Source organism: Nibribacter koreensis (assembly GCF_039541795.1).
GTDB lineage: Bacteria > Bacteroidota > Bacteroidia > Cytophagales > Hymenobacteraceae > Nibribacter > Nibribacter koreensis.
Genome location: NZ_BAABGX010000002.1, coordinates 1,371,907 through 1,392,918, shown reverse-complemented (window position 1 = coordinate 1,392,918; position 21,012 = coordinate 1,371,907). Strand labels below are relative to the sequence as shown.

The 21,012-nt window shown below is 50.3% G+C and carries 18 protein-coding genes; 9 read left to right on the top strand and 9 right to left on the bottom strand.

Going from position 1 to position 21,012, the window contains the following annotated elements:
• Nucleotides 1-8: 8 nt before the first annotated feature.
• Nucleotides 9-668: a hypothetical protein gene (locus ABD880_RS13265; RefSeq protein ID WP_345166936.1), complete on the bottom strand. Its 660-nt coding sequence runs from the start codon at nucleotides 666-668 to the stop codon at nucleotides 9-11.
• A 129-nt stretch (nucleotides 669-797) separates the two neighbouring features.
• Between ABD880_RS13265 and ABD880_RS13260 the strand changes: the two genes are divergently transcribed.
• The 5 genes from ABD880_RS13260 (at nucleotide 798) to ABD880_RS13240 (ending at nucleotide 6,380) form a co-directional block, all read left to right on the top strand.
• Nucleotides 798-1,238, top strand: a complete 441-nt coding sequence (locus ABD880_RS13260) for an SRPBCC family protein (protein ID WP_345166933.1) — start codon at nucleotides 798-800, stop codon at nucleotides 1,236-1,238.
• A 787-nt stretch (nucleotides 1,239-2,025) separates the two neighbouring features.
• Nucleotides 2,026-3,513, top strand: coding sequence for a 1-hydroxycarotenoid 3,4-desaturase CrtD (crtD, locus tag ABD880_RS13255; protein WP_345166931.1), 1,488 nt, complete (start codon nucleotides 2,026-2,028; stop codon nucleotides 3,511-3,513).
• On the top strand, nucleotides 3,510-4,178 hold the full coding sequence (locus ABD880_RS13250) for a carotenoid biosynthesis protein (RefSeq protein WP_345166928.1): 669 nt from the start codon (nucleotides 3,510-3,512) through the stop codon (nucleotides 4,176-4,178). The genes crtD and ABD880_RS13250 overlap by 4 nt, the downstream gene beginning before the upstream one ends.
• A 36-nt stretch (nucleotides 4,179-4,214) precedes the next feature.
• Nucleotides 4,215-5,621, top strand: coding sequence for a hypothetical protein (locus ABD880_RS13245; protein ID WP_345166925.1), 1,407 nt, complete (start codon nucleotides 4,215-4,217; stop codon nucleotides 5,619-5,621).
• Nucleotides 5,622-5,741: 120 nt separating this feature from the next.
• A complete protein-coding gene (locus tag ABD880_RS13240) occupies nucleotides 5,742-6,380 on the top strand; it encodes a hypothetical protein (RefSeq protein ID WP_345166922.1) in 639 nt (212 codons plus the stop codon).
• A 259-nt stretch (nucleotides 6,381-6,639) separates the two neighbouring features.
• Here ABD880_RS13240 and ABD880_RS13235 read toward each other — a convergent pair whose 3' ends face one another.
• The 3 genes from ABD880_RS13235 to ABD880_RS13225 all read right to left on the bottom strand — a co-directional run bounded on the left by ABD880_RS13235 (nucleotide 6,640) and on the right by ABD880_RS13225 (nucleotide 8,018).
• Complete coding sequence (locus ABD880_RS13235) at nucleotides 6,640-6,882, bottom strand: DUF6952 family protein (RefSeq protein ID WP_345166919.1); 243 nt, start codon at nucleotides 6,880-6,882, stop codon at nucleotides 6,640-6,642.
• Between the two features lie 7 nt (nucleotides 6,883-6,889).
• Nucleotides 6,890-7,207, bottom strand: a complete 318-nt coding sequence (locus ABD880_RS13230) for a thioredoxin family protein (protein WP_345166917.1) — start codon at nucleotides 7,205-7,207, stop codon at nucleotides 6,890-6,892.
• A gap of 202 nt (nucleotides 7,208-7,409) precedes the next feature.
• Nucleotides 7,410-8,018, bottom strand: a complete 609-nt coding sequence (locus ABD880_RS13225; RefSeq protein ID WP_345166914.1) for a hypothetical protein — start codon at nucleotides 8,016-8,018, stop codon at nucleotides 7,410-7,412.
• Between the two features lie 515 nt (nucleotides 8,019-8,533).
• Between ABD880_RS13225 and ABD880_RS13220 the strand changes: the two genes are divergently transcribed.
• The gene (locus ABD880_RS13220) at nucleotides 8,534-8,698 is read left to right on the top strand and encodes a hypothetical protein (protein WP_345166911.1); all 165 of its coding nucleotides are present in this window, start codon (nucleotides 8,534-8,536) and stop codon (nucleotides 8,696-8,698) included.
• A 19-nt stretch (nucleotides 8,699-8,717) separates the two neighbouring features.
• Here the strand turns inward: ABD880_RS13220 and ABD880_RS13215 are convergent, their stop codons facing one another.
• Nucleotides 8,718-9,107: a nuclease A inhibitor family protein gene (locus tag ABD880_RS13215; RefSeq protein ID WP_345166908.1), complete on the bottom strand. Its 390-nt coding sequence runs from the start codon at nucleotides 9,105-9,107 to the stop codon at nucleotides 8,718-8,720.
• Between the two features lie 66 nt (nucleotides 9,108-9,173).
• Nucleotides 9,174-10,046 (bottom strand): DNA/RNA non-specific endonuclease, encoded by an 873-nt coding sequence (locus ABD880_RS13210; protein WP_345166905.1) that lies wholly within the window; start codon nucleotides 10,044-10,046, stop codon nucleotides 9,174-9,176.
• A 250-nt stretch (nucleotides 10,047-10,296) separates the two neighbouring features.
• Here ABD880_RS13210 and ABD880_RS13205 point away from each other — a divergent pair, with 250 nt between their 5' ends.
• Complete coding sequence (locus ABD880_RS13205; RefSeq protein ID WP_345166902.1) at nucleotides 10,297-11,832, top strand: glycoside hydrolase family 10-like protein; 1,536 nt, start codon at nucleotides 10,297-10,299, stop codon at nucleotides 11,830-11,832.
• Nucleotides 11,833-11,975: 143 nt separating this feature from the next.
• A complete protein-coding gene (fumC, locus tag ABD880_RS13200) occupies nucleotides 11,976-13,373 on the top strand; it encodes a class II fumarate hydratase (RefSeq protein ID WP_345166899.1) in 1,398 nt (465 codons plus the stop codon).
• A 157-nt stretch (nucleotides 13,374-13,530) separates the two neighbouring features.
• Here the strand turns inward: fumC and ABD880_RS13195 are convergent, their stop codons facing one another.
• From ABD880_RS13195 to ABD880_RS13185, 3 genes are read right to left on the bottom strand one after another with little or no spacing between them, the layout of a single operon-like run.
• Complete coding sequence (locus tag ABD880_RS13195) at nucleotides 13,531-14,769, bottom strand: hypothetical protein (RefSeq protein ID WP_345166896.1); 1,239 nt, start codon at nucleotides 14,767-14,769, stop codon at nucleotides 13,531-13,533.
• A gap of 31 nt (nucleotides 14,770-14,800) precedes the next feature.
• On the bottom strand, nucleotides 14,801-16,270 hold the full coding sequence (locus tag ABD880_RS13190; RefSeq protein ID WP_345166894.1) for a SusD/RagB family nutrient-binding outer membrane lipoprotein: 1,470 nt from the start codon (nucleotides 16,268-16,270) through the stop codon (nucleotides 14,801-14,803).
• A gap of 19 nt (nucleotides 16,271-16,289) precedes the next feature.
• Nucleotides 16,290-19,349 (bottom strand): SusC/RagA family TonB-linked outer membrane protein, encoded by a 3,060-nt coding sequence (locus ABD880_RS13185; RefSeq protein WP_345166891.1) that lies wholly within the window; start codon nucleotides 19,347-19,349, stop codon nucleotides 16,290-16,292.
• 397 nt (nucleotides 19,350-19,746) lie between these two features.
• Between ABD880_RS13185 and ABD880_RS13180 the strand changes: the two genes are divergently transcribed.
• Nucleotides 19,747-20,913: an acyltransferase family protein gene (locus ABD880_RS13180; RefSeq protein WP_345166888.1), complete on the top strand. Its 1,167-nt coding sequence runs from the start codon at nucleotides 19,747-19,749 to the stop codon at nucleotides 20,911-20,913.
• The last annotated feature ends 99 nt before the right edge of the window (nucleotides 20,914-21,012 follow it).

Below are 21,012 nucleotides of genomic sequence, written 5' to 3'. Positions count from 1 at the left end.
ACTATCCCTTAAGACTTCAGCTTAGAATACGGAAATTGTCTGGACGCTTTGCGCATGATAGTGGTGATGATGGTGCTGGTGTCGCTGCCCAGGCCGCGGGCCAGGCTTTTCTCATACTTCCAAAGCAAGTCGCCGGTGGTGCCGTCATAAATGTTGATAGACGTTTTGCCAGAGTTGGTAGCGCCGTAGAAACCCACCGCCAAACCTAAGGCCAAAGAAGCACCGTCAGACATAGGCTTGTCTGTGGTGAACGTACCCATGATTACGCCGTCTACGCCCAGAACCTTAGAAAGCTCAGCAGGGGTGAAGGTCTTAATATTCTCAGCGGTGATGTTGTTCTTTAACAGAAGCGCGTTGGTGGTGTTGGCATCCTGGAAAGTAACCGTAAAGTCGTCTTTGCCCTGCTCTTTTAAGAAATAAGTCTGCAAGGCGCTTTGTACGGCCAGGCCTTCGTTCTTCTCCATTTCTTTCATGCGCTCTGGCGTCATGGCCTTCATTTGGTTAGGACGCAGTCCAATGGTAGCTTGGAATGGCAGAATAGCCAGGGTCTTGTGCTCTTTGGCCAAGGTGGAGAAGGCAGAATTTGTGTAGATTTCTCTGTTTTGGGCCATGCCGGTCAGGCTTAGGAACAGAAGGGCCACGGCCGCTAGTAAATGTTTTGCTTTCATAAAGGGTGAATAGGTTAGGAATGTGGTACTTAATAGACTGAAAATCTAAATGGTTAATTAAAAATAACAAAAGGATTCTCAACTTAATACCAAGTAGACAGTTATACATACAGAAAACCCTATATACCCTTGAAAATTTCTCTCCAAACCCGCGTTGCTCAACCGTATCTGTCTGTGCTGGACCAGTTCAACCTGGACTTGTTCACAGCCCTGGCGCCTGCGTTCCCTAAGATGAAGGTGCTTAGGTTTGACGGAAGCTTTCCGGGAGACAGGGTAGAAATAGAGCTACAAGTTGGCCCCTTGAAAAAACGCTGGACCAGCCTTATTACTGAACGGCACATCACGGAGCAAAAAGCCTGGTTTACAGACGAAGGCCAGGAACTACCCGCCCCGCTCACCTACTGGCAACACCAGCACCTCATCACGCAGCACGACACCTACAGCACCATTCACGATTTGATTGAGTTCAGGACGAATTTTAAAGCCCTGGATTACTTACTTTACCCAGTGCTATATGCTCAGTTTTCCATGCGCGGACCGGTCTATCAACGGCTCTTCGGGAAGGCCTAGGACAATCGTTTTTGGGCTGTTTTCTGGGAAGTAGGCGAAAAACGAGCATCTATGCCTGTAGTATTTGACCGTAGCGTCGTTCTGCGGAACGACGTGAGCCCATGCAACGGGAACGCCACTTTCAAGATGGAGACGCGCTTGTGGGCAGGAACGTATTTTAAGTTGCAAAGAACGGTTCATTCAAGATTGGAAAAGCCATTACTGCGGAGGGTCACGTCGTTCCGCGGAACGACGCTACATTGTTCAACGGCCACAAGGCCGGGCCGGTAACGTGACAGCAGATGGTTTCAGCCGTGCGCAGCACGCGTGACTCTGCATTGACGGGGACTGACACTGCCTGCAAATCAATTAAAACAACCATCCAGCCTAAACAGAATTGGAACCCGAACCCGCCCTGACTCTGAGCGCCTCTGGTGTCTGTGCGCCGCTGTAAGCGGCGGCGGGGACGTAGTCCCACAGACACCAGCAGTGCGAAGGGACAGGGCGGGGCCTCGCGGCCGTGAGCGCATAGCGGAGTCAATGAAACTAGAAAAGACTTTCGCCCCGGAACCAGGAGCCATTCCGAGGGAATAGCCAATTGCGTGCACCATAGCGGTGGTAGAAAGTATTATCAGTTGGAAAGGCAGTAAGTGGTCGTTGGTGAGAACACCAACAACGGCGAACGGCGGGTAGAGCTGGCGCAAGAAACAAAGATGCAAAAAACCTCAATCCACCTGACCTCATAAAACATTCTCAAGCACTCAACAGTTATGCCCACAAAAAGCGGGAAACTGCGTAGATTGGCAATATGGCAAAAGCGGTCATCATAGGTTCTGGGATTGGGGGCATTGCTGCGTCTATACGACTGGCCGTGAAAGGCTATGACGTGACTGTGCTGGAGGCCAACGCCAGCTTTGGTGGCAAGATGACGCAGTTCACCCTGCCCGGCGGCTACCGCTTTGATGCAGGCCCCTCCTTGTTCACGCTTCCGCATTTGGTAGATGAGCTCTTCACGCTAGCCGGCAGAAACCCCAAGGATTACTTCAACTACCAGCGCCTGCCCGTGGTCTCCGAGTATTTCTGGCCAGACGGCACCCGCTTAACGGCGCATGCCAACGCCCAGGAATTTGCCCAAGAAGTAGAGACCAAGCTCCAAGTACCCAAAGAGAAGGTATTGGCTCATTTAAAGAAGGTGGCTCGTCTATACCACGCCACCGAGGCTACGTTTCTGCACAAGTCGCTGCACAAACTAGATACCTACCTGAGTACAGACGTGTTGAAAACCCTGCCAGCCTTACCTGAATTGGGCCTCTTGACCACCATGCATGCTGCCAACGCCAAAGCCTTTACAGACCCGCGTCTGGTACAGTTGCTGGACCGCTATGCCACCTATAACGGCTCAGACCCGTACCAGGCACCCGGCACCTTAAACCTCATTCCGCATCTGGAGTTCAACATTGGAGCCTTTTACCCCGAGGGTGGCATTTACGCCATTGCGCAAAGTCTGGTGAAGCTTGCGGAGGAATTGGGAGTGACGTTCAAGTACCTAGAACCAGTACAGGAGATTCTAGTTGAAGGCAAGAGGGCGAGAGGTGTTAAAACCGCGCAAGGTACGTATGTAGCAGATGTAGTGGTGAGTAATATGGACATCATGCCCACGTATAGGAAGCTCCTGCCCACGCAACCCGCACCAGAGACTACCTTAAAACAGCCGCGCAGCAGCAGTGCCTTGATTTTTTATTGGGGCATCTCCAGGAGTTTCCCGGAACTGGACCTGCACAACATCTTCTTCAGCGAGGATTACCAAAAGGAGTTTGCGCATATCTTCCGGCAGAAAACAGTGAGCCATGACCCGACGGTCTATGTGAACATCACCTCCAAATATACCCCTGAAGACGCGCCCACCGGCCATGAGAACTGGTTTGTAATGGTGAATGTGCCACACAATGAGGGCCAGGATTGGGAAGGTTTATCCACGCAAACCAGGCAGGCAGTTTTGCAGAAAGTAAGTAAGGCTCTAGGGGTAGAGGTAGAGTCTTTGATTACGGCAGAACGCATCTGGACGCCGCTGGGCATTGAGGCTGACACCTCTTCCTTCGGCGGTGCTTTGTATGGTAGTAGCTCTAACAACAAAATGGCCGCTTTCTTACGGCATCCTAATTTTACGTCCAAGATCAAAGGCCTTTACTTTGTGGGAGGCAGCGTGCACCCCGGCGGAGGCATTCCATTGTGTCTGCTGTCGGCTAAGATTGTGGGCGACTTGGCGCCAGCTTCCTCAAATTCTGTCTTATCATGATTTCAACGCTTACCAGTCCAACCTCTAAAGATTACAGAGAACGCTACCTGCTAGTGGGCATAGGCGTCCTGTTGCTGTTTTATGCCGTCGGGTTCTGGGGATTGGGCTTTAGCGCACATGAGCCTTGGTTTATTGCCTTAGTACCCTTTAACCTTCTTTTAACCAATACCATCCTCTTCCTTTTCCACAGAGAGTGGAACCGCTCTTTCTTTGTATTTGCGCTCATTGCCTGGACGGCTGGATTTCTATTTGAATGGATTGGCGTACATACCGGCCTCTTGTTTGGTGAATACAGTTACGGCGCAGCCTTGGGTTTTAAGATAGATGAAATCCCCTTGTTGATTGGCTTGAACTGGCTGATGCTGGTTTACAGCTCTGGACATTTGGTGCAACGCTGGGTGTCTCATTGGTTGGTGAGAGCTTTGCTAGGAGCCCTTATCATGGTGAGTCTAGATGTGTTGATTGAGCCCGTGGCTGTTCGGTTTGACTTTTGGTCCTGGCATCAGAATGAGATTCCGTTTTCAAACTTTATAGGGTGGTTTTTGGTAGCGCTGCTCTTGCAAGTACATTTCCATAGAGCCGTTTTTGTCAAAGACAATCCTATAGCGCCTTGGGTTTTCTTAGTGCAGGTGCTGTTTTTTCTGGGCCTGTATCTGGTTATCTGAAACAATTGGTACCTTAGAGTTTAAACTACCCAGTTGTTGAAAACTTTTAAGGAAGCCCTTCCGGTTGTACTCCCATTCTGGCTTTTAGCCTTTTTGATCACGTGGTGGGTAAGGCACAATGGCTTCTTCTGGGACAGCATACTGCTAGGCTCTAGCTATGGGCAGTGGTACTACCATACTAACTTTTCCACACCCTTTGTCCCGCAAGAAATAGCCGGTTATCCGCCGTTGTTTGGGATGTATTTGGCTTTTGGCTGGAAGTTGTTTGGGAAGACCATTCTGGTGAGCCACTTCTTGATGCTCCCGTTTCTGTTGGGCATTATCTGGCAGGTCTTCCTGCTAGCCAAACGCTATCTGCCTGCTCCTTGGTTACTAGTTGGTATGCTGCTGGTTTTTCTGGACCCAACGCTGCTTGCTCAAAGTGCCCAGATGGCGCCAGACATTCTCCTAGTTTTCCTGTACCTGCTTTGTGTTAACTCTATTCTTAAAAACAACAGCTGGTCAATAGCCATCTCCTTGATTTTCTTGGCATTGTTAAGCCCAAGGGGGCAGATATTAATAGGAGCGGTGGCATTGACAGACATACTTATCCACAGGCTACACCATCAGAGGTTCTTTACATATCATGGGAATACTCTCTTCAGAAGATATCTTCCGGCTGGCTTGGTCATAAGCGTATGGCTTGGATTGCACTATGCTCACTTCGGGTGGATTGGCTTTAACAGAAGCTCTGACTGGGGTACTTATGCTGCTTTGGCTAGTCCTTATGAGTTGGCCAGAAACATAGGATTGATCATCTGGCGCTTGCTGGACTTTGGGCGTGTAACGCTTTGGCTGTTGGTTCTTGTGCTTTTGTGGCATATGCGGAAGCGCGTGCCGGTAGGCATTAAAGAACTACTAATCTTACTTTTAGTGCCCTTGCTCACCTTGGGTTCCATCTTAGTATGGTTTACCAATCCCATTGCGCACAGATATTGGCTGGTGGTTTATGTGTTTCTAGGGTTTTTATCAGCTAGGTTGTTACTAGAAGTAAAAAGCACGGCTCTACGATGGTCAGTACTAGCATTAATGGTAGTATCATTGGTGAGCGGACATTTCTGGATTTATCCACAACGCATTGCCAAGGGCTGGGATGCCACGATGGCGCATTTACCCTATTATCAGCTTAGAAAAGACATGCTCCTCTATCTAGACCAGCAACAGATACCCTGGCAGGCTGTGGGCACCGATTTCCCTAACGTAGCCCCGCCTTCCAAAACAGATTTGTCTTCTGAGGCACGCATGCTAGCTCCTAAAGATTTGGCTACCCAGTCCTATATCCTTTACTCTAATGTATTCAATGGCTTTACAGACCAAGAGTTAGATGCCTTAGCAAGCAACTGGACTGTGGAGAAAGAGCTACGCAAAGGACAAGTATATATGCGGCTGTATAAACGGAAGTAAGGCCTTCCCTAGCTTAAGAGGTCTTCAACTGCAGCTTCATAACAATAGCAAAAAACCTATATATTTATTTGCAATTCTAAGACAATGGGTTAAATTTGCTAAGGGTCAAGCTAATAGGACATGCAAACCTTCCTCGGCAAAGAAGAGCTTTTACGCAGCGCCATGCGTTATTTTTGTGCCAACGGCATAAAGGATGTTTCGGCCAGAAGTATTCAGCGTGAATTCTGCTTAGGCCCCGAAGAGTTCCAATCCTTTTTTGTAGACAAAGAAGACTTTATACGGCAGGCCGTAGAGTTGTACCTGGCAGAGCAAAAAGCAGAACAGACCGCAGTACAAGCCCAGACCAACCATCCCTTAGCCGAGTTAGTGCTCATGATCCGGCACCACATTCTGCAACTCCAGCACATTAACCCCAGCTTTTTCATTCAGATCCAATACCTCTACCCACGGGTATGGATGCTCTACCTGCGCCACGTCCAGATTCATTCCTACTACATGTTCTATGACCTGCTCAACACGTGCATTGAACAGAAATACCTTCGGCCAGATTTGAACATTGAGATTGTGACCAAAGTGCTGTTGGAACAGGTCAACATGCTCTTGAATCAAAGCCTTTTCCCTAGTAACCGCTACAACCCCACTGAAGTGTTCAGGGGAATTTTTAAATATTACCTGAGAGGATTGTCTACAGACAAAGGAAATCTTTCCTTGGAGAATCTACTCACAGAAGTGAATCTCCATCAAGAGCAAATCAGCTGAAATCACTCAATACCGCATGTTTAGTTTCAGTTATCCACAGGCTTAACAGAGATACAAGCAAGACGCAAACCCTATGCATAAAATGTAGCTTCTTGTCTAGACTTCATTTTTGGCTTGTTTTCTTAGAAATAGCCTAAAAATGACTCTCTCTAACTAATAGCTTAATTCTTGTCTTATGCGTTACCAAGTATAAAAAAGAAAAAGCCTGCCTCTTTCTAGAGACAGGCTTTTTACTGTGGATAAGTACGCGTTGTCCGCCTTAGTTAATAGAGACTCTTACCTTCTGGGTGAACTCTCTCAAGGCAGTTTTAAAGTCAGAGCCTTTGTCCTCCATGTGGTTGAGAATGAAGATGGCGCCAAACACGTGGGTCAGCTTCTCTCCTTCATCTTCGCCTACAATCTCAAAGGCGGGCACTTCTTCGTTTAGCAATTGTTCTTCGGCGGCGCGCAGGCTGTCAATGGTCTGCGTCTCTACCAATTGTTTTATAGCAGGTATCTTCATGGTCTGGTTAAGCTATTTTACGAAGCATTTCTAACACATACTCTTCTTTGCTGGTGGCGGAGCCTTCTACCAGCTGGCCGTTTTTGAACACGGCAAAGAACGGCAGGTTGGTCACGCCGGCCAGTTTACGCGCTTCTGGGCTGGTCTCTGCGTTCACGTCTACAAAGGAAACCCCGGCAAATTCTTCATTGGCTGCCAGGCGCTTAAACTTGGGCGTGAACAGGCGGCAGTTACCGCACCAGTCTGCGTAATACTTTACCACCACGCGCTCATTGCTCTCTAGCACGTTCTTAAAATCAGCGTCACTTGCTTGGATGATTGCCATATCTTGAATAGAAAATAAGTAAAATGGATACGTTTTGTCTTTGAGCAAACCATGCGGCCTGCCTATTGTTTAAAAACATTTTGTATAAAAACGCCTTCAAAACGCAAAATTACCACAGAAAGTTTGCTTATGCTATGGCTTGTCCTGAAAAGGGGCCACTTGTAGTATACCATGCGCATGCGCGCCAATAAGAAAGGCAGGCCTACAAGCCCTGCTTAGGAAAATGGATTACCCACTTGCCGGTAACGGCGCCCACTTCATAGCCTTCGGGCTTGCCTTGGGTGGAGAAGACGCGCAGCTGGTGTAGGTCTGTGGCCATAAAGTTGAGAAGGCTGGGTTCTTCGCAGCTGGCGCAGTTGCGGCGCCTTACCTGGATGGGACGTTGATACACGTAGAATGAGACGTTCTCTTTGACCAAGGCCTGGGTAGAGGGTTTGCCAGAGAACAGGGAGGAGGGGCGCTTCCAGCGTTTTTCCTCTTTCTGGCTCAACGGCATTCTTTCTAACTGGGCATTGTATCGTTCTAACAACACCTGCACGGCCGGCAACTTGTCTGGCTGGGCCACAAACAAAGCCTCGGCTTGGGGCTGTCTCTCTGCCAGCAATAGAAAAGAGCTTTCAATGGAGTGCACAATTGAGTCGCCCACGGTTAAGGCAAGGGCTTCTTGGTCTCTGCCCGAAAGCTGGGCAGGAGAACGCACAAGGGAACCTGACACCTCGCCCGGCGGAATCTCTGGCTTAGGCGAATCTGCGCAGGCGCACGCCAAGGCAAAGAGCCCTCCTGTCACTATCCGCTTAAAGATGTCTGCCATGATTGTTTTGAGAATTCAAGCTACTCCCTATCAGACAAAGATGGGATGCTTGTTGTTCATTCACAACGTAACGGCAAAGGCAAGATTCTGTTTTTGGCCTAATTCCTTAAAAATAGCCCAAAAACGAGATCTCGTAAAAAAACCCGATGCTTCTTGCATCGGGCTTTCCTTACACAACACTAATGTTTACTTTTTCTCTAGGGTATTACCGCCTACAGGAAGTAAGCCCTTGGGACCCGCCTCATGGCTGCCCCAAGCGCTAAAACATTAGTAGCCAAGTGCTGAGCTTTCTTACAGCCCAGTTCAGAAAATAAAGAAAAAAGCGTGACGGGAGCCCATTGCCCAGAATAGCACGTCGTTTTTAGGCTATTTTGACCAAAACAGCCTAAAAACGACGGAGACGGGCCGGCAGCATGAAAATGTAACGCGCCGGTGTAGCGGTTTATCTTAAGATGTGTATTTTCGTAGACTTGCTGTATTTTTAACGCTCCACCACCTCACACACAGACCTGTTTATGAAAAACAGATGGGCCATCTCTATCCTGTTCACGGTAGCTGCCGTGCTAGCGCTCATTTCTTTGGGCATCACGTACTACACTACCGGCAAGATTGACTGGCTGCGGCTGTTGACGGTGCTCTTCTCTGCCGGCTTGGCCTACGTAGTGTCTCAACGCAGGTAACCGGTCTTACGGCCTGTTCTCAGGTTTCAATCAAAGTGGTTTTCAAGCCTAGCCAAGTCTTATCCTGGGCCTGGCCCACCACGTAAGCCTGCACCTGTGTCTGCCCAAGGCGGTACACTTTCACGTCTTGCAGGTTTTTTTCCAGCCACTGCTGCAAGGCCGTAAACTTCTGGGCATTCTCCTGCTGCACAGCATCTCCTTCTGAGGTTCTTACCATGTTCCGGAAGAAATGCGCCAAGGTCACTTCCTCTACGGGCTGCCCTGACTGCCCCAACGCCTGCAGAAAGCCACTTGCGTCTTGCGCCGTGGCGCCCGCGGGCAAAGTAAACGGCTCTAGCGGGTATTCACTCTCACTGATGAACAACAGGCCCTGGCTCAGCTGCTCTAGTTCTTGGTATAAAGTAGACATAGACACCATAAAAAAAGCGGGGCCACTTTCCCGGTCAAGAAAAGTAGCCCCGCAAATGAGATAAACTTATTGCGTTGGACCAGAATCTACCCGTGACTCAATGGTGGCCTGCACCGTTGAGGACACGTTAGACAAGATGTTATAGCCCGTAGCGGCTTCAATGGCGTCTACCGTGGTGCGGTAAGAGCCCCATGTGCTGCTGATGCTGGTGGTGTTGGGGGTGTTCACGGCAATCACGCGGGTGCTGGTAGTCACACGGGCGGCGTCACCAGTACCGTTGGGCAATACCACAATCACCTTCCAGATGCGGTTAGGCACGGTCACTTTGCCGCCGGCAATGGTTTCTTTGTAACCAGCGCTGCCGGTTCCGCCCACGCCGTAGCTGCCCATGATGATGTACAGCTCGTTTCCGGCGTTGATCAAGGTACGGCAGTAATTCTCCAAGCCCGCCCAGGTCTGTTGGTTATTAGGACCCGCCTGCGGAATCATGTTTGACATCAAGAACGTAGCCGAGTTATCCGTCACGGTCAAGGTGCGGTCAGCAGAAGGGCAGTTGTGGCCCCGGTCAAAGCCGCTTCCGGTGTAGTCAGAAGACGTTACTTTGTAGAAAGCCGCTGGCAATGACGTGTCTGCCCTAAAGTCATCCTGGCGCGGCGTGCTGCCTACCCAGGCGCTGCTCAAATGCCAGCTTACCCAGTTGGGTGTGCCGCGGTAGCTGTTGTAGGACATCACGTACTGTGATTTGCTCACCAGGTAATTGCTGTAGCTGGTGCCTGCACTGCTGGGATTGCCCATAGTCAGGTGTGAGTCTTTGGTGGCGGTAGCATCTTCAGTCCCAGTCACACTGGGGGATTGATTGGGCTCTACGTCTTCTTTAGAACAAGACACACTAAAGCCTACCAGCAAAGCCAGTACCAACGGACGATAAAATTTTTTCATGGATAGGGGTTTGGGGTTGGTTGAAAGTTCTAGAAATATAAGCCCTAACCGTCTAATACAAAACAAAATATAGCCAAACCCTATATTATTTTTTTGGCAATCGATTTCCTTAAAACCCTCTTCTAGGATTTCCGTTTTTACCCTCTTTTCTGGAAAGTAGGCCAAAAACGAAATGGCGTGAAAGAAAGGTTGGAAGAAACCTAAAAAGGCGGTTACTTGCCTGCTTTGCCGCTTACCTTTCTTTTAGCTTATGCTTTTCTTTCCCCGTCCCCAATCGCTGCTCTTCATCGTCATTTTTTGTTGGTTCTGTTCCTTTCAACTGCACGCCCAAATAGCTCCCAAGCGCGAGTTCAGGGGCGTCTGGATTGCCACCGTGGCTAACATTGACTGGCCCAGCCAGCAGGGGCTTTCGCCGGTCACGCAGATGGAGGAGTTCAGGTACATTCTGGATGAGCACCAGAAGAATGGCATCAACGCCCTAGTGGTACAGGTACGGCCTACCACAGATGCGCTCTATAGAAGTACCAAAGAACTCTGGTCGCAATGGCTGTCTGGCAGGCAGGGCGAGGCCCCTAACCCGCCGTATGACCCGCTGGCGTTCCAGATAGAGGAGGCACACAAGCGCGGGATGGAGTTTCATACCTGGTTTAACCCGTACCGGGCTACCCATGACACCATCAGCGCTAACATTGCGTCCAACCACATCACCAAAACCCGGCCCGAGTGGTTTGTGACCTATGCCGGCAAGAAATACTTTAAACCCGGCCTGCCCGAAGTACGCGAATACATTGTGGACATCATCCTGGACGTGGTGCAGCGCTATGACGTGGACGCCATTCACTTTGACGACTATTTCTACCCGTATCCCACCAAGGACACGTTTCCAGACGACGACGATTTTGCCCAGTACGGTGCTGGTTTTACCACCAAGGACGACTGGCGCCGCCATAATGTAGACGAGGTGATTAAGACGCTGTCTGTAGAAATAAAGAAAGTGAAGCCGCATGTCAAGTTTGGGATAAGCCCGTTTGCCATCTGGCGAAACAAGAAGGAAGACCCGCGCGGCTCAGACACCAACGGCCTCACCAACTACGGCCAACTCTACGCCGACATCAGGGGCTGGCTGGAGAAAGGCTGGATTGACTACAACGTGCCGCAGCTCTATTTCACCATTGGCTACCCCGTGGCCGATTACGCCAAACTGCTGGACTGGTGGGGCAAGAACAACTTCGGGAAGCATCTCTACATTGGCCAAGGCACCTACCGCGTGAACACAGACGCCCGGGTCAAAGAATGGTACAACCCGCTGGAAACCGGCAACCAGCTGCGCCTCAACCGTCAGGCGCCCAATGTGCACGGCAGCGTATTCTTCAGCTCTAAGTCAGTCATGAGCAACCCGCTGGGCGTGCAGGACAGCCTTCGGAACAGCTTCTACAAATACCCGGCGCTGGTACCCACCATGCCTTGGATAGATGATGTGGCCCCGTTGGCACCAACTGATGTGAAGGCAACTTCTACGCTAGACGGCATCCACCTGGCCTGGGAAGCCCCTGCCAAAGCACCAGACGGCGAGACCGCCCGCTATTATGTATTGTACCGAGCTCCCAAGGGCACTGTGATTGACGTGGAGAATCCGGCGCACATCTTGAAAATTCATCACGGCGGACCTACCTATGTGGACACTTCTGCTGTTGCTGGCCAGCGCTACACGTATCTGGTCACTGCCGTAGACCGCCTGCACAATGAAAGCCGGCCATCAGAGACGGTGAAGGCCAAGCGTAGATAAAGAAGGAGAGTAGTCGCTGGCCGGCGTTTTTGGGCTGTTTCTCAGAAAATAAGCCAAAAACGGAAGCCTTCAATCGCACCCACTTTTTATAATTATTGCGTAGTTTTGAGGCATCTACAGTATTCACTTTATTCTTATAAGACATGAGCATACGCATAGAGAAAGACACCATGGGACCGGTAGAGGTACCCGCAGATAAATACTGGGGCGCCCAGACGCAACGCTCTAAAGAAAACTTCACCATTGGCGGCCAGCTAATGCCTACTGAGGTGATTGAGGCCTTCGCCATCCTGAAGAAAGCCGCCGCCTACACCAACGCTGAACTGGGCGTTCTGGCCCAGGACAAAGCCGAAATCATTGGCCGCGTATGCGATGAGATTCTGGCTGGTGACCTGGCAGACCAGTTTCCGCTGGTAGTGTGGCAGACCGGTTCTGGCACGCAGAGCAACATGAACGTGAACGAAGTGGTGGCCAACCGCGCACACGTATTGCTGGGCGGTGACTTGATGGACGAGAAAAAGCAGATTCACCCGAATGATGACGTGAATAAGTCTCAGTCCTCTAATGACACCTTCCCGACGGCGATGCACATTGCCGGCTATAGAATTGTAGCGGAGCATACCTTGCCTATGATTCAGAAGCTGCGTGACACGCTGCACGCCAAGTCACAGGAGTACATGAACGTGGTGAAGATTGGCCGTACGCACTTAATGGATGCCACGCCGTTGACGCTGGGCCAGGAGCTGTCGGGTTACGTGTCTCAGTTGGACCACGGCATGCGCGCCCTTAGAAACACCTTAGACCACCTAAGCGAACTAGCCCTGGGCGGTTCTGCCGTAGGAACTGGTTTGAATACCCCGCAAGGCTACGCTGAATTAGTAGCGAAGAAAATCTCTGAGTTCTCTGGCCTGCCCTTGAAGACCGCTGAGAACAAGTTTGAGTCTTTGGCCGCCCATGATGCCATTGTAGAAACTTCAGGCGCCTTGAAGCAGATTGCTGTGAGCTTGATGAAGATTGCCAATGACATCCGTCTGTTGGCCTCGGGGCCTCGTTCTGGTATTGGTGAAATCATCATCCCAGAAAACGAGCCGGGTTCTTCTATCATGCCGGGCAAAGTAAACCCAACCCAGGCCGAGGCCATGACTATGGTTTGCGCGCAGGTGATTGGCAATGACGTGGCCATCTCGGTGGGCGGCATGAACGGTCACTTTGAGCTGAACGTGTTCAAGCCGGTGATGATCTTCAATCTATTGATGAGCGCCCGTTTATTAGGTGATGCCTGTGATTCTTTTGACAAGCACTGCGCCGTAGGCATTGAGCCGAACTACGAAGTGATCAAGCGCCAGCTGGAGAACTCCTTAATGTTGGTAACTGCCTTGAACCCGCACGTAGGCTATGACAACGCCGCCAAGATTGCCAAGAAAGCGCACAAAGAAGGCACTACGCTTCGTCAGGCCGCTTTGGACTTGGGCCTGTTAACAGATGAGCAGTTCACGGAGTGGGTGAGACCAGAAGACATGATTGGAAGCTTAAAAGGATAAGCCGTTTTTAGCCTCTTTTGGCCAAAACAGCCAAAAAACGAAAAGCCCTTCTGCTAAAATAGCGGAAGGGCTTTTTACTTGAACCGAAACTGGGTAAAACCAAAGGCCACCTTGTTGCATGGTGGCCTTTGTAATAGATAGCTATAGCAGTTGAGGACTACAGATACTTGTAGTCCATGGTAACAGTGGCACCTGTTTCGGTGCGGTTAATGGCCGTCACTTTGAAGATGACATAGTTGTCAGTACCCACCAGCTTGGCAATATACACGTCACCCACCAACAGGTCGGCAATAGAGGTCACTACGGTGGTAGGCACGGCATTGGCCCCAGCGTAATAGGCCTGACGCACGCTAGAGAAAGTAGCAGACGTATACGCGGCGGCAGTAGACTTTACAAAGGAGGTGGTATTGTCAGCCTTCACAGCTACCTTGTTACCGGCCACGCTAGTGACGGTGATGTCCTTGTTGGCGGCAACGTCAGTCCCTGCGTTGGTTCTGGCCACAAAGTTGAAAGACGTTGCGTTGGCGTCACCGTTCAAGCCAATGGTAGCCGTGCTGGTTCCCGTAAAGGCCGTAGCCGCACTAGGCGTAACTGGGGCAGAGCTCACAGAGGCCGCCAGTTTTGGCAACAATGATTTCACCTCGAAACGGAAAATCACTTCCTGGTTGGCGGAATTAGCGGGTACGGTCACGTCTACGTTTCTGGTCACTGCCGCACCAGACTTGGTCAAGCCAATCCGTTGCACTCTGGTTTCTGCTCCAGCGCCCACTTTAGCGTACACGTTCAAGCTGTCCAGGTCTTTGTACAGAATGGCCGTGGCCGGCGTGGTAGTGGTTACAGATGTCACGCCGCCTTCGTTCATGACCAGCTCATACCTAATCACATCATTGGCCGCATTGCCGTACTGCGCCGTGGCAGTGCGGTTGCTCATGCTTTTGATTCTGATGGTGGGCATGGCCTCAGCTACTCTAAAGCTCACGCTTCTGGTTTTGGTGCTGTTGTTGAAACCAACTCCTTTGGCGTCTAACCTAATCAAGGTTTTATTAGCCAGACCAGGAGGCACTACATACTCCACTACCAGGGTGTCTGCCTTCTTACGCAGCGAGTAAGCGCCCTGGGCTGGTATGGTCTTGACTACGCTAGAATCCTGGTTGTCAAACTTCTGGAGCAACACTATCTCCTTGATGTCTGACTTGTTGTAGACCAGCTCCATTTTCACGGTTTCGCCGGTGGCGTATTTGGCCGCTACCGGCAAGGTACCGGTAGCCTGCAGGAGCTGGAAGGAATCTTCAGTGATCTGGTAAGAGGGCTCATAGTCCTCCTCACAAGAGACGGCCACAAAACCCATTAGGGCAATGGCTGGCACGGCCATGTATTTCTTAAAAATGCTTTTCATGTCTTCTTAAAATTAAATGCCTGACAACCTCTTATTGCTTATCCCACCAAACCGGAAGGGTCACGTAGTCTGGGGTTCCCCATCCCATTCTGGCTACTTCGGCGGGGTTGTACTGGGTCTCTGTCTGCGCCGGCGGCAGTCTGCGCACCATCTTACCGCCCAGGTTAGGGTTTACGCCCGCGGGCACTGCATAGTCTGGGTAGATGGCAGGGTCAAAGTCAAATCTGCGCAAGTCTGACCAGGACTCTGGGTTCAGGAACATGGCAATGTACTTCTGCTCCATGATGTTCTTCAAGGTCAAAGTACCCTCGCTCTGCGCCACAGCGGCACTGCCTAAGTAGGTTGCCTGTGCCGCGGCCGCTACGCCCAACTTGGTCATGTGTGCCGTAATACCTGCCTTGTACGCCGTAAACGCACGGCTCTTGTCGCTTTTACGGAACGCAGCCTCTGCCTCAATAAAGCGCATCTCGGCGTTGGTCACCAACGGGAACGGGCTGTTGTCTGTAGAGTACCAGCCACCATAGAAGTCGGTCACGGTAGGGGCAGAGGGCTGCCCGGCACCCGGTATGGCACCGTTGCTCAACGTAGGAGAGATGATGGCAAAGCGCGGATCATCTGCTGCGGTGGCATCGCCTAACAACGTAGTACCGTTCAAGTAGTTCACAAACATTCTTCCGAAGGTATAAGAGGCCATGTTGCCTCTGGTAGGTCCCCAGATGCTGGTAGTGCTGGACTCAACGCTGGTAGGCTGTCTGTAACCAAGCGTAGCATCATCTGCATTGTTTTTGATGCCCTTGTCAATAGCCGCCAACACCGCGTCAGCGCTGTAGGTTGCCTTCTTGGTTAAATGGTTTAACTGACGGGCTCTAATGGAGTTGATGAGCTTAATCCATTTGGACACGTCGCCTTGGTACAAAATGTCACCGCTTACCGGGTTAGCCGAGTAGAAGGGACGCTTGTTGGCGGTAGCCGGTTTAGAGAACTCTGCCTCTGCCTCCTCTAACAGCTTGAAGATGGTGTTGTAGATTTCTTCCTGTGGGTCATACTTGGGAGCAATGTTAGTGTAGCCTTGCCAAGCCTCGGTGTAGGGTACGTCTCCCAGCATGTCTGTAAGGTGGGCCATGATGATGGCGCGCATGGTCTTACCAGCGCCTACATAGTAAGGAGAACCTTCTGCCTCTGCCGCCGCTATCATGGGGCCAATGTTGCTGCCCACCAGATAATAGGTGTTGTTGAAGGTAGAGGTAGAGTTGCTGGGCGTAAAGTAGTACTGGTCTGTGGTAATGTTGGCCGTTCTACCAGCAATGTTCTGCGTAATCTGCCCCACGCGTAATTCTGTCAGCAACTGCACCTGCAGACCGTTCCCAATAATACTGGGCAACAGATAGTTAGGGGTAGTAGAGACGGGGTTGTTTGGATCATCATTCACATCCAAAAAACTGTCACAGGCGGTAAGGCCCAAGCCTACCACCGTGCATAATCCTATTATAAATTTTTTCATGATTTGCGTTCTCAATAATCTAGAATGATAGCTTAATGCCTAAATCAACACCTTTGGTTCCGGGTACGCTACCATAGTCAAACCCGCCAGAACCACCACCGCGCACACCAGAACCGGCAGCCGCTGTCTCTGGGTCAGAACCAGAGTATTTGGTCAGGAGAATCAGGTTACGGCCAGTAGCATTCAGTTCCACGTTTTTGAAAGGAATCTTACCAAAGAACTTGGTAGGCAGGCTGTAGGCCAAGGTCACGTAGCGCAATCTAATCCAGGAGGCGTCCTCAATAAAGTCACTGCCTACCACAGACATGATGTTGCGGTAATAGCTCTCCGTTAGTTCTACTTCTCTGGTGTTAGGCACATAAGATACCTTGCCGTCTGCTCCGGTTACGGCTACTACGCCCGGGAACACTGCTTTCTTGTATCTATCCAGGGTGCGGTTGCTAAGTCCGCTGCTTACCAGGGCTGCTTCGTTGCCGTTCACCACTACGCCGCCTTTTCTGATGTCTGTCAAGAAAGAAAGCGACAGGTTGTTGTAGTTGAAGGTGTTGGTAATCTGCAAGGTAAAATCTGGGGCACGGTCACCGGCATACGTAAACTTCTGGTCTACAAAGGTTGGGTAACCGGTGGCGCCAATGATTAGCTGTCCGTCTGGGGCACGCTCATACTGCATGGCACCCAAGGCGCTTAGAGAGCTTCCCTGGAAAACAGAACCTCTGGCAAACCCTACAATCCAAGAGTCTGACTGGTAGATTTCAGTTAATGGATACGGAATAGACACTACCTCGCTTCTGTTACGGGAAAAGTTGGCCACCACATCCCAGGCGAAGTCGCCTTTCTGGATGGCTGTTCCAGACAAGACGGCCTCAATACCGCGGTTCTCTACCGTACCACCGTTCACATACTGCAAGATGAAGCCAGACGCCTGGCTCAGTCTTGGGGCAATGATCTGGTCAATGGTTCTATCCTGATAATAGGTAAGGTTAAAGCGCAGGTTGTTCTTGGAGAAGTTGAAGTCAAGGCCCGTCTCAAAAGATGCTTTGGTCTCTGGTTTCAACTCTGGGTTACCGCCAAAGAAGTTGTTTCTAAAGCCGCCACCCAAGAAGGTGTTGTTGGTCAACGGAGAGGACACGCGGTACGGTGGCGAATCTTTTCCTACCTGGGCATATGAAACGTTGAACTTACCAAACTTCAAGAAAGAGCTAGAGCCCAAGGGCAGGTGCTCTGTGAACACGTAGCCCAAGCTGGCAGAACCATAGGCAAACGAGCGGTTCTTCACCGGCAGGGTAGATGACCAGTCGTTACGGCCCTGTAGTTCTAAGAACAGGAAGTTGTCATAGTCAAAGCTTACGCGGCCAAAGGCCCCAATCAATCTGCGCAAAGAATTTCTCTGAATCACGCTACGATTGGTGGTGTTGTTCAAGCCCACAAAGTCTGGGTTCTGGAAAATCAATCCCAAATAATCCACGCCTTTGGTTTCTGTCTGCTCTACGGTGTTACCTAACACAAGACCCACGCCAATTTTCTCAGTGATGTCTTTGTCTGCGGTTACTACAAAGTTAGAGGTGTACTGCTGGAACTGGTTTACCGTCACGGCCAAACCACCTTGCTGGTTGTTGATAAGCGAGGTACCTGGTGAACGCACACTCTCAGTACGCTCTGTGTACACATCAGAACCTAAGCGGTAGTTGATTTTCAGCCAGTCTGTAGGGTCAATGGTTACGCCTACGTTGCCAATCATGCGCTCTACTCTATCTGTCTGTGGGTTTTTGTTAACCGTGAAGTAAGGGTTGTCAATATCACCGGTTACGCTTTCCAGCAATCTACGGCGCGAACCGTCCGGATTTTGCCAGTCGGCCATGTTATCATTTAAAGGCCAGTTGAAGATACTCACCAAGAAACCACCGGTACCGCCAAAAAGGCCCGGGCCTTGCAAAGCTCTCTTACCACTGGTCTGCAAGTAGTTGGCAGAACCGTCAAAGGATAAGTAGTCATTGAATTTAGAAGTACCGGCTACGCGCACAGAGTTCTTCTCATATTCTGTCTCAGGCACCACCCCACCTTGGTCTAAGTGGTTGGCAGAGATGTAGAAATTGGTCTTCTCAGAACCGCCAGACACACTCAGGCTGTGGTTCATCTTGAAACCCGTTTGGAAGAACTCTCCAATGTTGTCATACACAGGCTCGCCCTCCAGGAATTTAGGCCCCCATGATCTACGGGTGGTAGGATCATACACGCCGTTGGTGCCTTGCTTGTACACACTCTGCACCTCTGGCAATCTGTTTACCTGGTCAAAGGAGAACATGGCGTTGTAAGAAACAGAGGTCTGGCCCGCCACTCCTTTTTTGGTAGTGATGATTACCGCTCCGTTACCGGCCCGCAGACCATACAAAGCCGCCGCCGCTGGTCCTTTCAAGACTGTGATAGAGGCAATGTCATCTGGATTCAAGTCACCAGCCCGGTTAGAAGAACCCACTGAGCGGCCTAATAAACCGTTGAAACCACTACCAGCCCCAGGAGCCGTTGACTCCTGGAAAGAGGAGTTGTCTACCGGAATACCGTCAATCACAAAAAGCGGTTGGTTATCCCCGTCAATAGAAGAACCCCCTCTAATCACAATGCTGGCACCCTCACCGGCTCCACCACCAGAACTGATGATGTTCACCCCGGCTACTTTGCCTTGCAGGGCGTTCACCACGTTCTGCTGTCTGGTTTCTTCCAGCGCTTTGCCAGAAACGGACTGCACCGCGTAGTTGATAGATTTCTGCTCTTGGGCAATGTTAAAACCAGTTACCACTACTTCTTCCAAAGCTTTGGCGTCTGATTTTAGCACCACGTCAATGGTATTGTCCACACCCACGGTACGCTCCTGAGAGAGCATGCCAATGAATGTATAGACCAGCACGCTGCCCGGGGCAGCCTGGATGGTGTATTTACCATCTCCGTCTGTAGAGGCACCGTTGGCAGTCCCTTTGACCACCACGCTTACTCCTGGCAGGGCCGTGCCGTCATCTGAGGAGGTAACCCTCCCGGTAATGGTTTTGCTCTGGGCAAAACTTGATTGCACTATGAGGAAACTCATAGCAAACAACATAAGCCGTAACGCTATCTTCATAGAAAATAATTGGGGAAAAATTGGTTAAGGGGACTAAGAAAAGATATAAGTGAGAAAAACATGAGGTATGTTTTCAAACAGAGAACTGTTAAAAATTTAGACACACACTCCCAAATTTATGATTTCCTTAAATCATTGTTAAACATTTGACCGACTTTTAAAATTTTATTAATTACTTACTTGAGCAATTACTCTTTATGAGCACTCTGCACGCATCTCAAAAGACCAGTAATTTAGGAAAGAGACATTAGACCGTATTTTGTATTCCTAGTGTCACAGCTTTTTAATAAGAGCTAAGACATTTCACTTAAGTACCTGACCAGCAATAACATACTTATCCATACCCATATTTTTCCCTCGTCCCGTGCCTACCTCTACTAGCTCCCTTGAAACCCCACCTATAACATCCTCTAAGCCCACAGGCCCTGTAAGATTAAGATCCTTAGATGTCTTTAGGGGCCTCACGGTGCTATCTATGATCTTGGTGAACAACCCCGGCAACTGGGGAAAGATATATTCGCCGCTTAAGCATGCCACCTGGCACGGCTGCACCCCCACCGACCTGGTGTTTCCGTTCTTTCTGTTCATTGTGGGAGTTTCCATTGCGTATGCCTTGGACCGCAACAAACATTTACCCGAGACGCATAAGGCCACGCTGCTAAGGATTGTGCGGCGCGGCCTTACCTTGTTTGCTCTGGGAATGTTCCTGGCGCTGTTCCCCAAGTTTGAGGTTGACACCGTGCGCATACCAGGCGTACTACAGAGAATAGGAGTAGTGTTCATCATAGCCGCCATTCTTTTCTTGAAAACCAGCAGACGCACGCAAATCTGGACGACTATTGTCCTTCTGGTAGGCTATTGGGCCTTAATGATGTTCGCGCCGGTGCCGGGCATAGGCATGGCCAACTTGGAACCTGCTACCAACTTGGCAGCCTGGCTGGACAACACCTTGCTTTCTGGTCACCTCTGGAAGCAATCCAAAGTCTGGGACCCCGAGGGCATCTTAAGCACCCTGCCCGCAGTGGCCACGGCCCTGACTGGGGTATTGGTAGGACAATGGCTGAAGAAACCCAGTGTTGAAGCAGGAGAGAAAATTGCTTGGCTTATGGTCTGGGGCGTCATCTGCGTCTGCCTGGGACTTATTTGGGATTTACACTTTCCTATCAACAAAAGCCTGTGGACTAGTTCTTATGTGCTGTATACATCCGGCTTGGCCATGCTAGGCCTGGGCCTCTGCTATTGGCTGATTGACGTGAAAGGCTATCATAGGTTTACCACACCGTTCTTAGTCTATGGGGTAAATGCCATCACGGTCTTCTTTCTGTCTGGGTTGATACCACGCATCATGGGCATGATAAAAGTAGATACCGCTAAAGGCGAGGTGGACAGCAAAACTTGGTTGTATGAGTCTTTTTACACGCCTTTGTTCTCACCCATCAATGCTTCGCTGGCGTGGGCACTTACCTGGATTGCCTTCTGGATGCTCATCCTGTGGGTCATGTACAAGAAGAACATTATCATCAAAGTATAAGTCACTGCCTTCCCTAACCACCCGTTTTTGGGCTATTTTCTAGGAAACAGGCCAAAAACGAAAGAAGATGACCTGCCGCTTTTGCTAGATTGCCTTCTT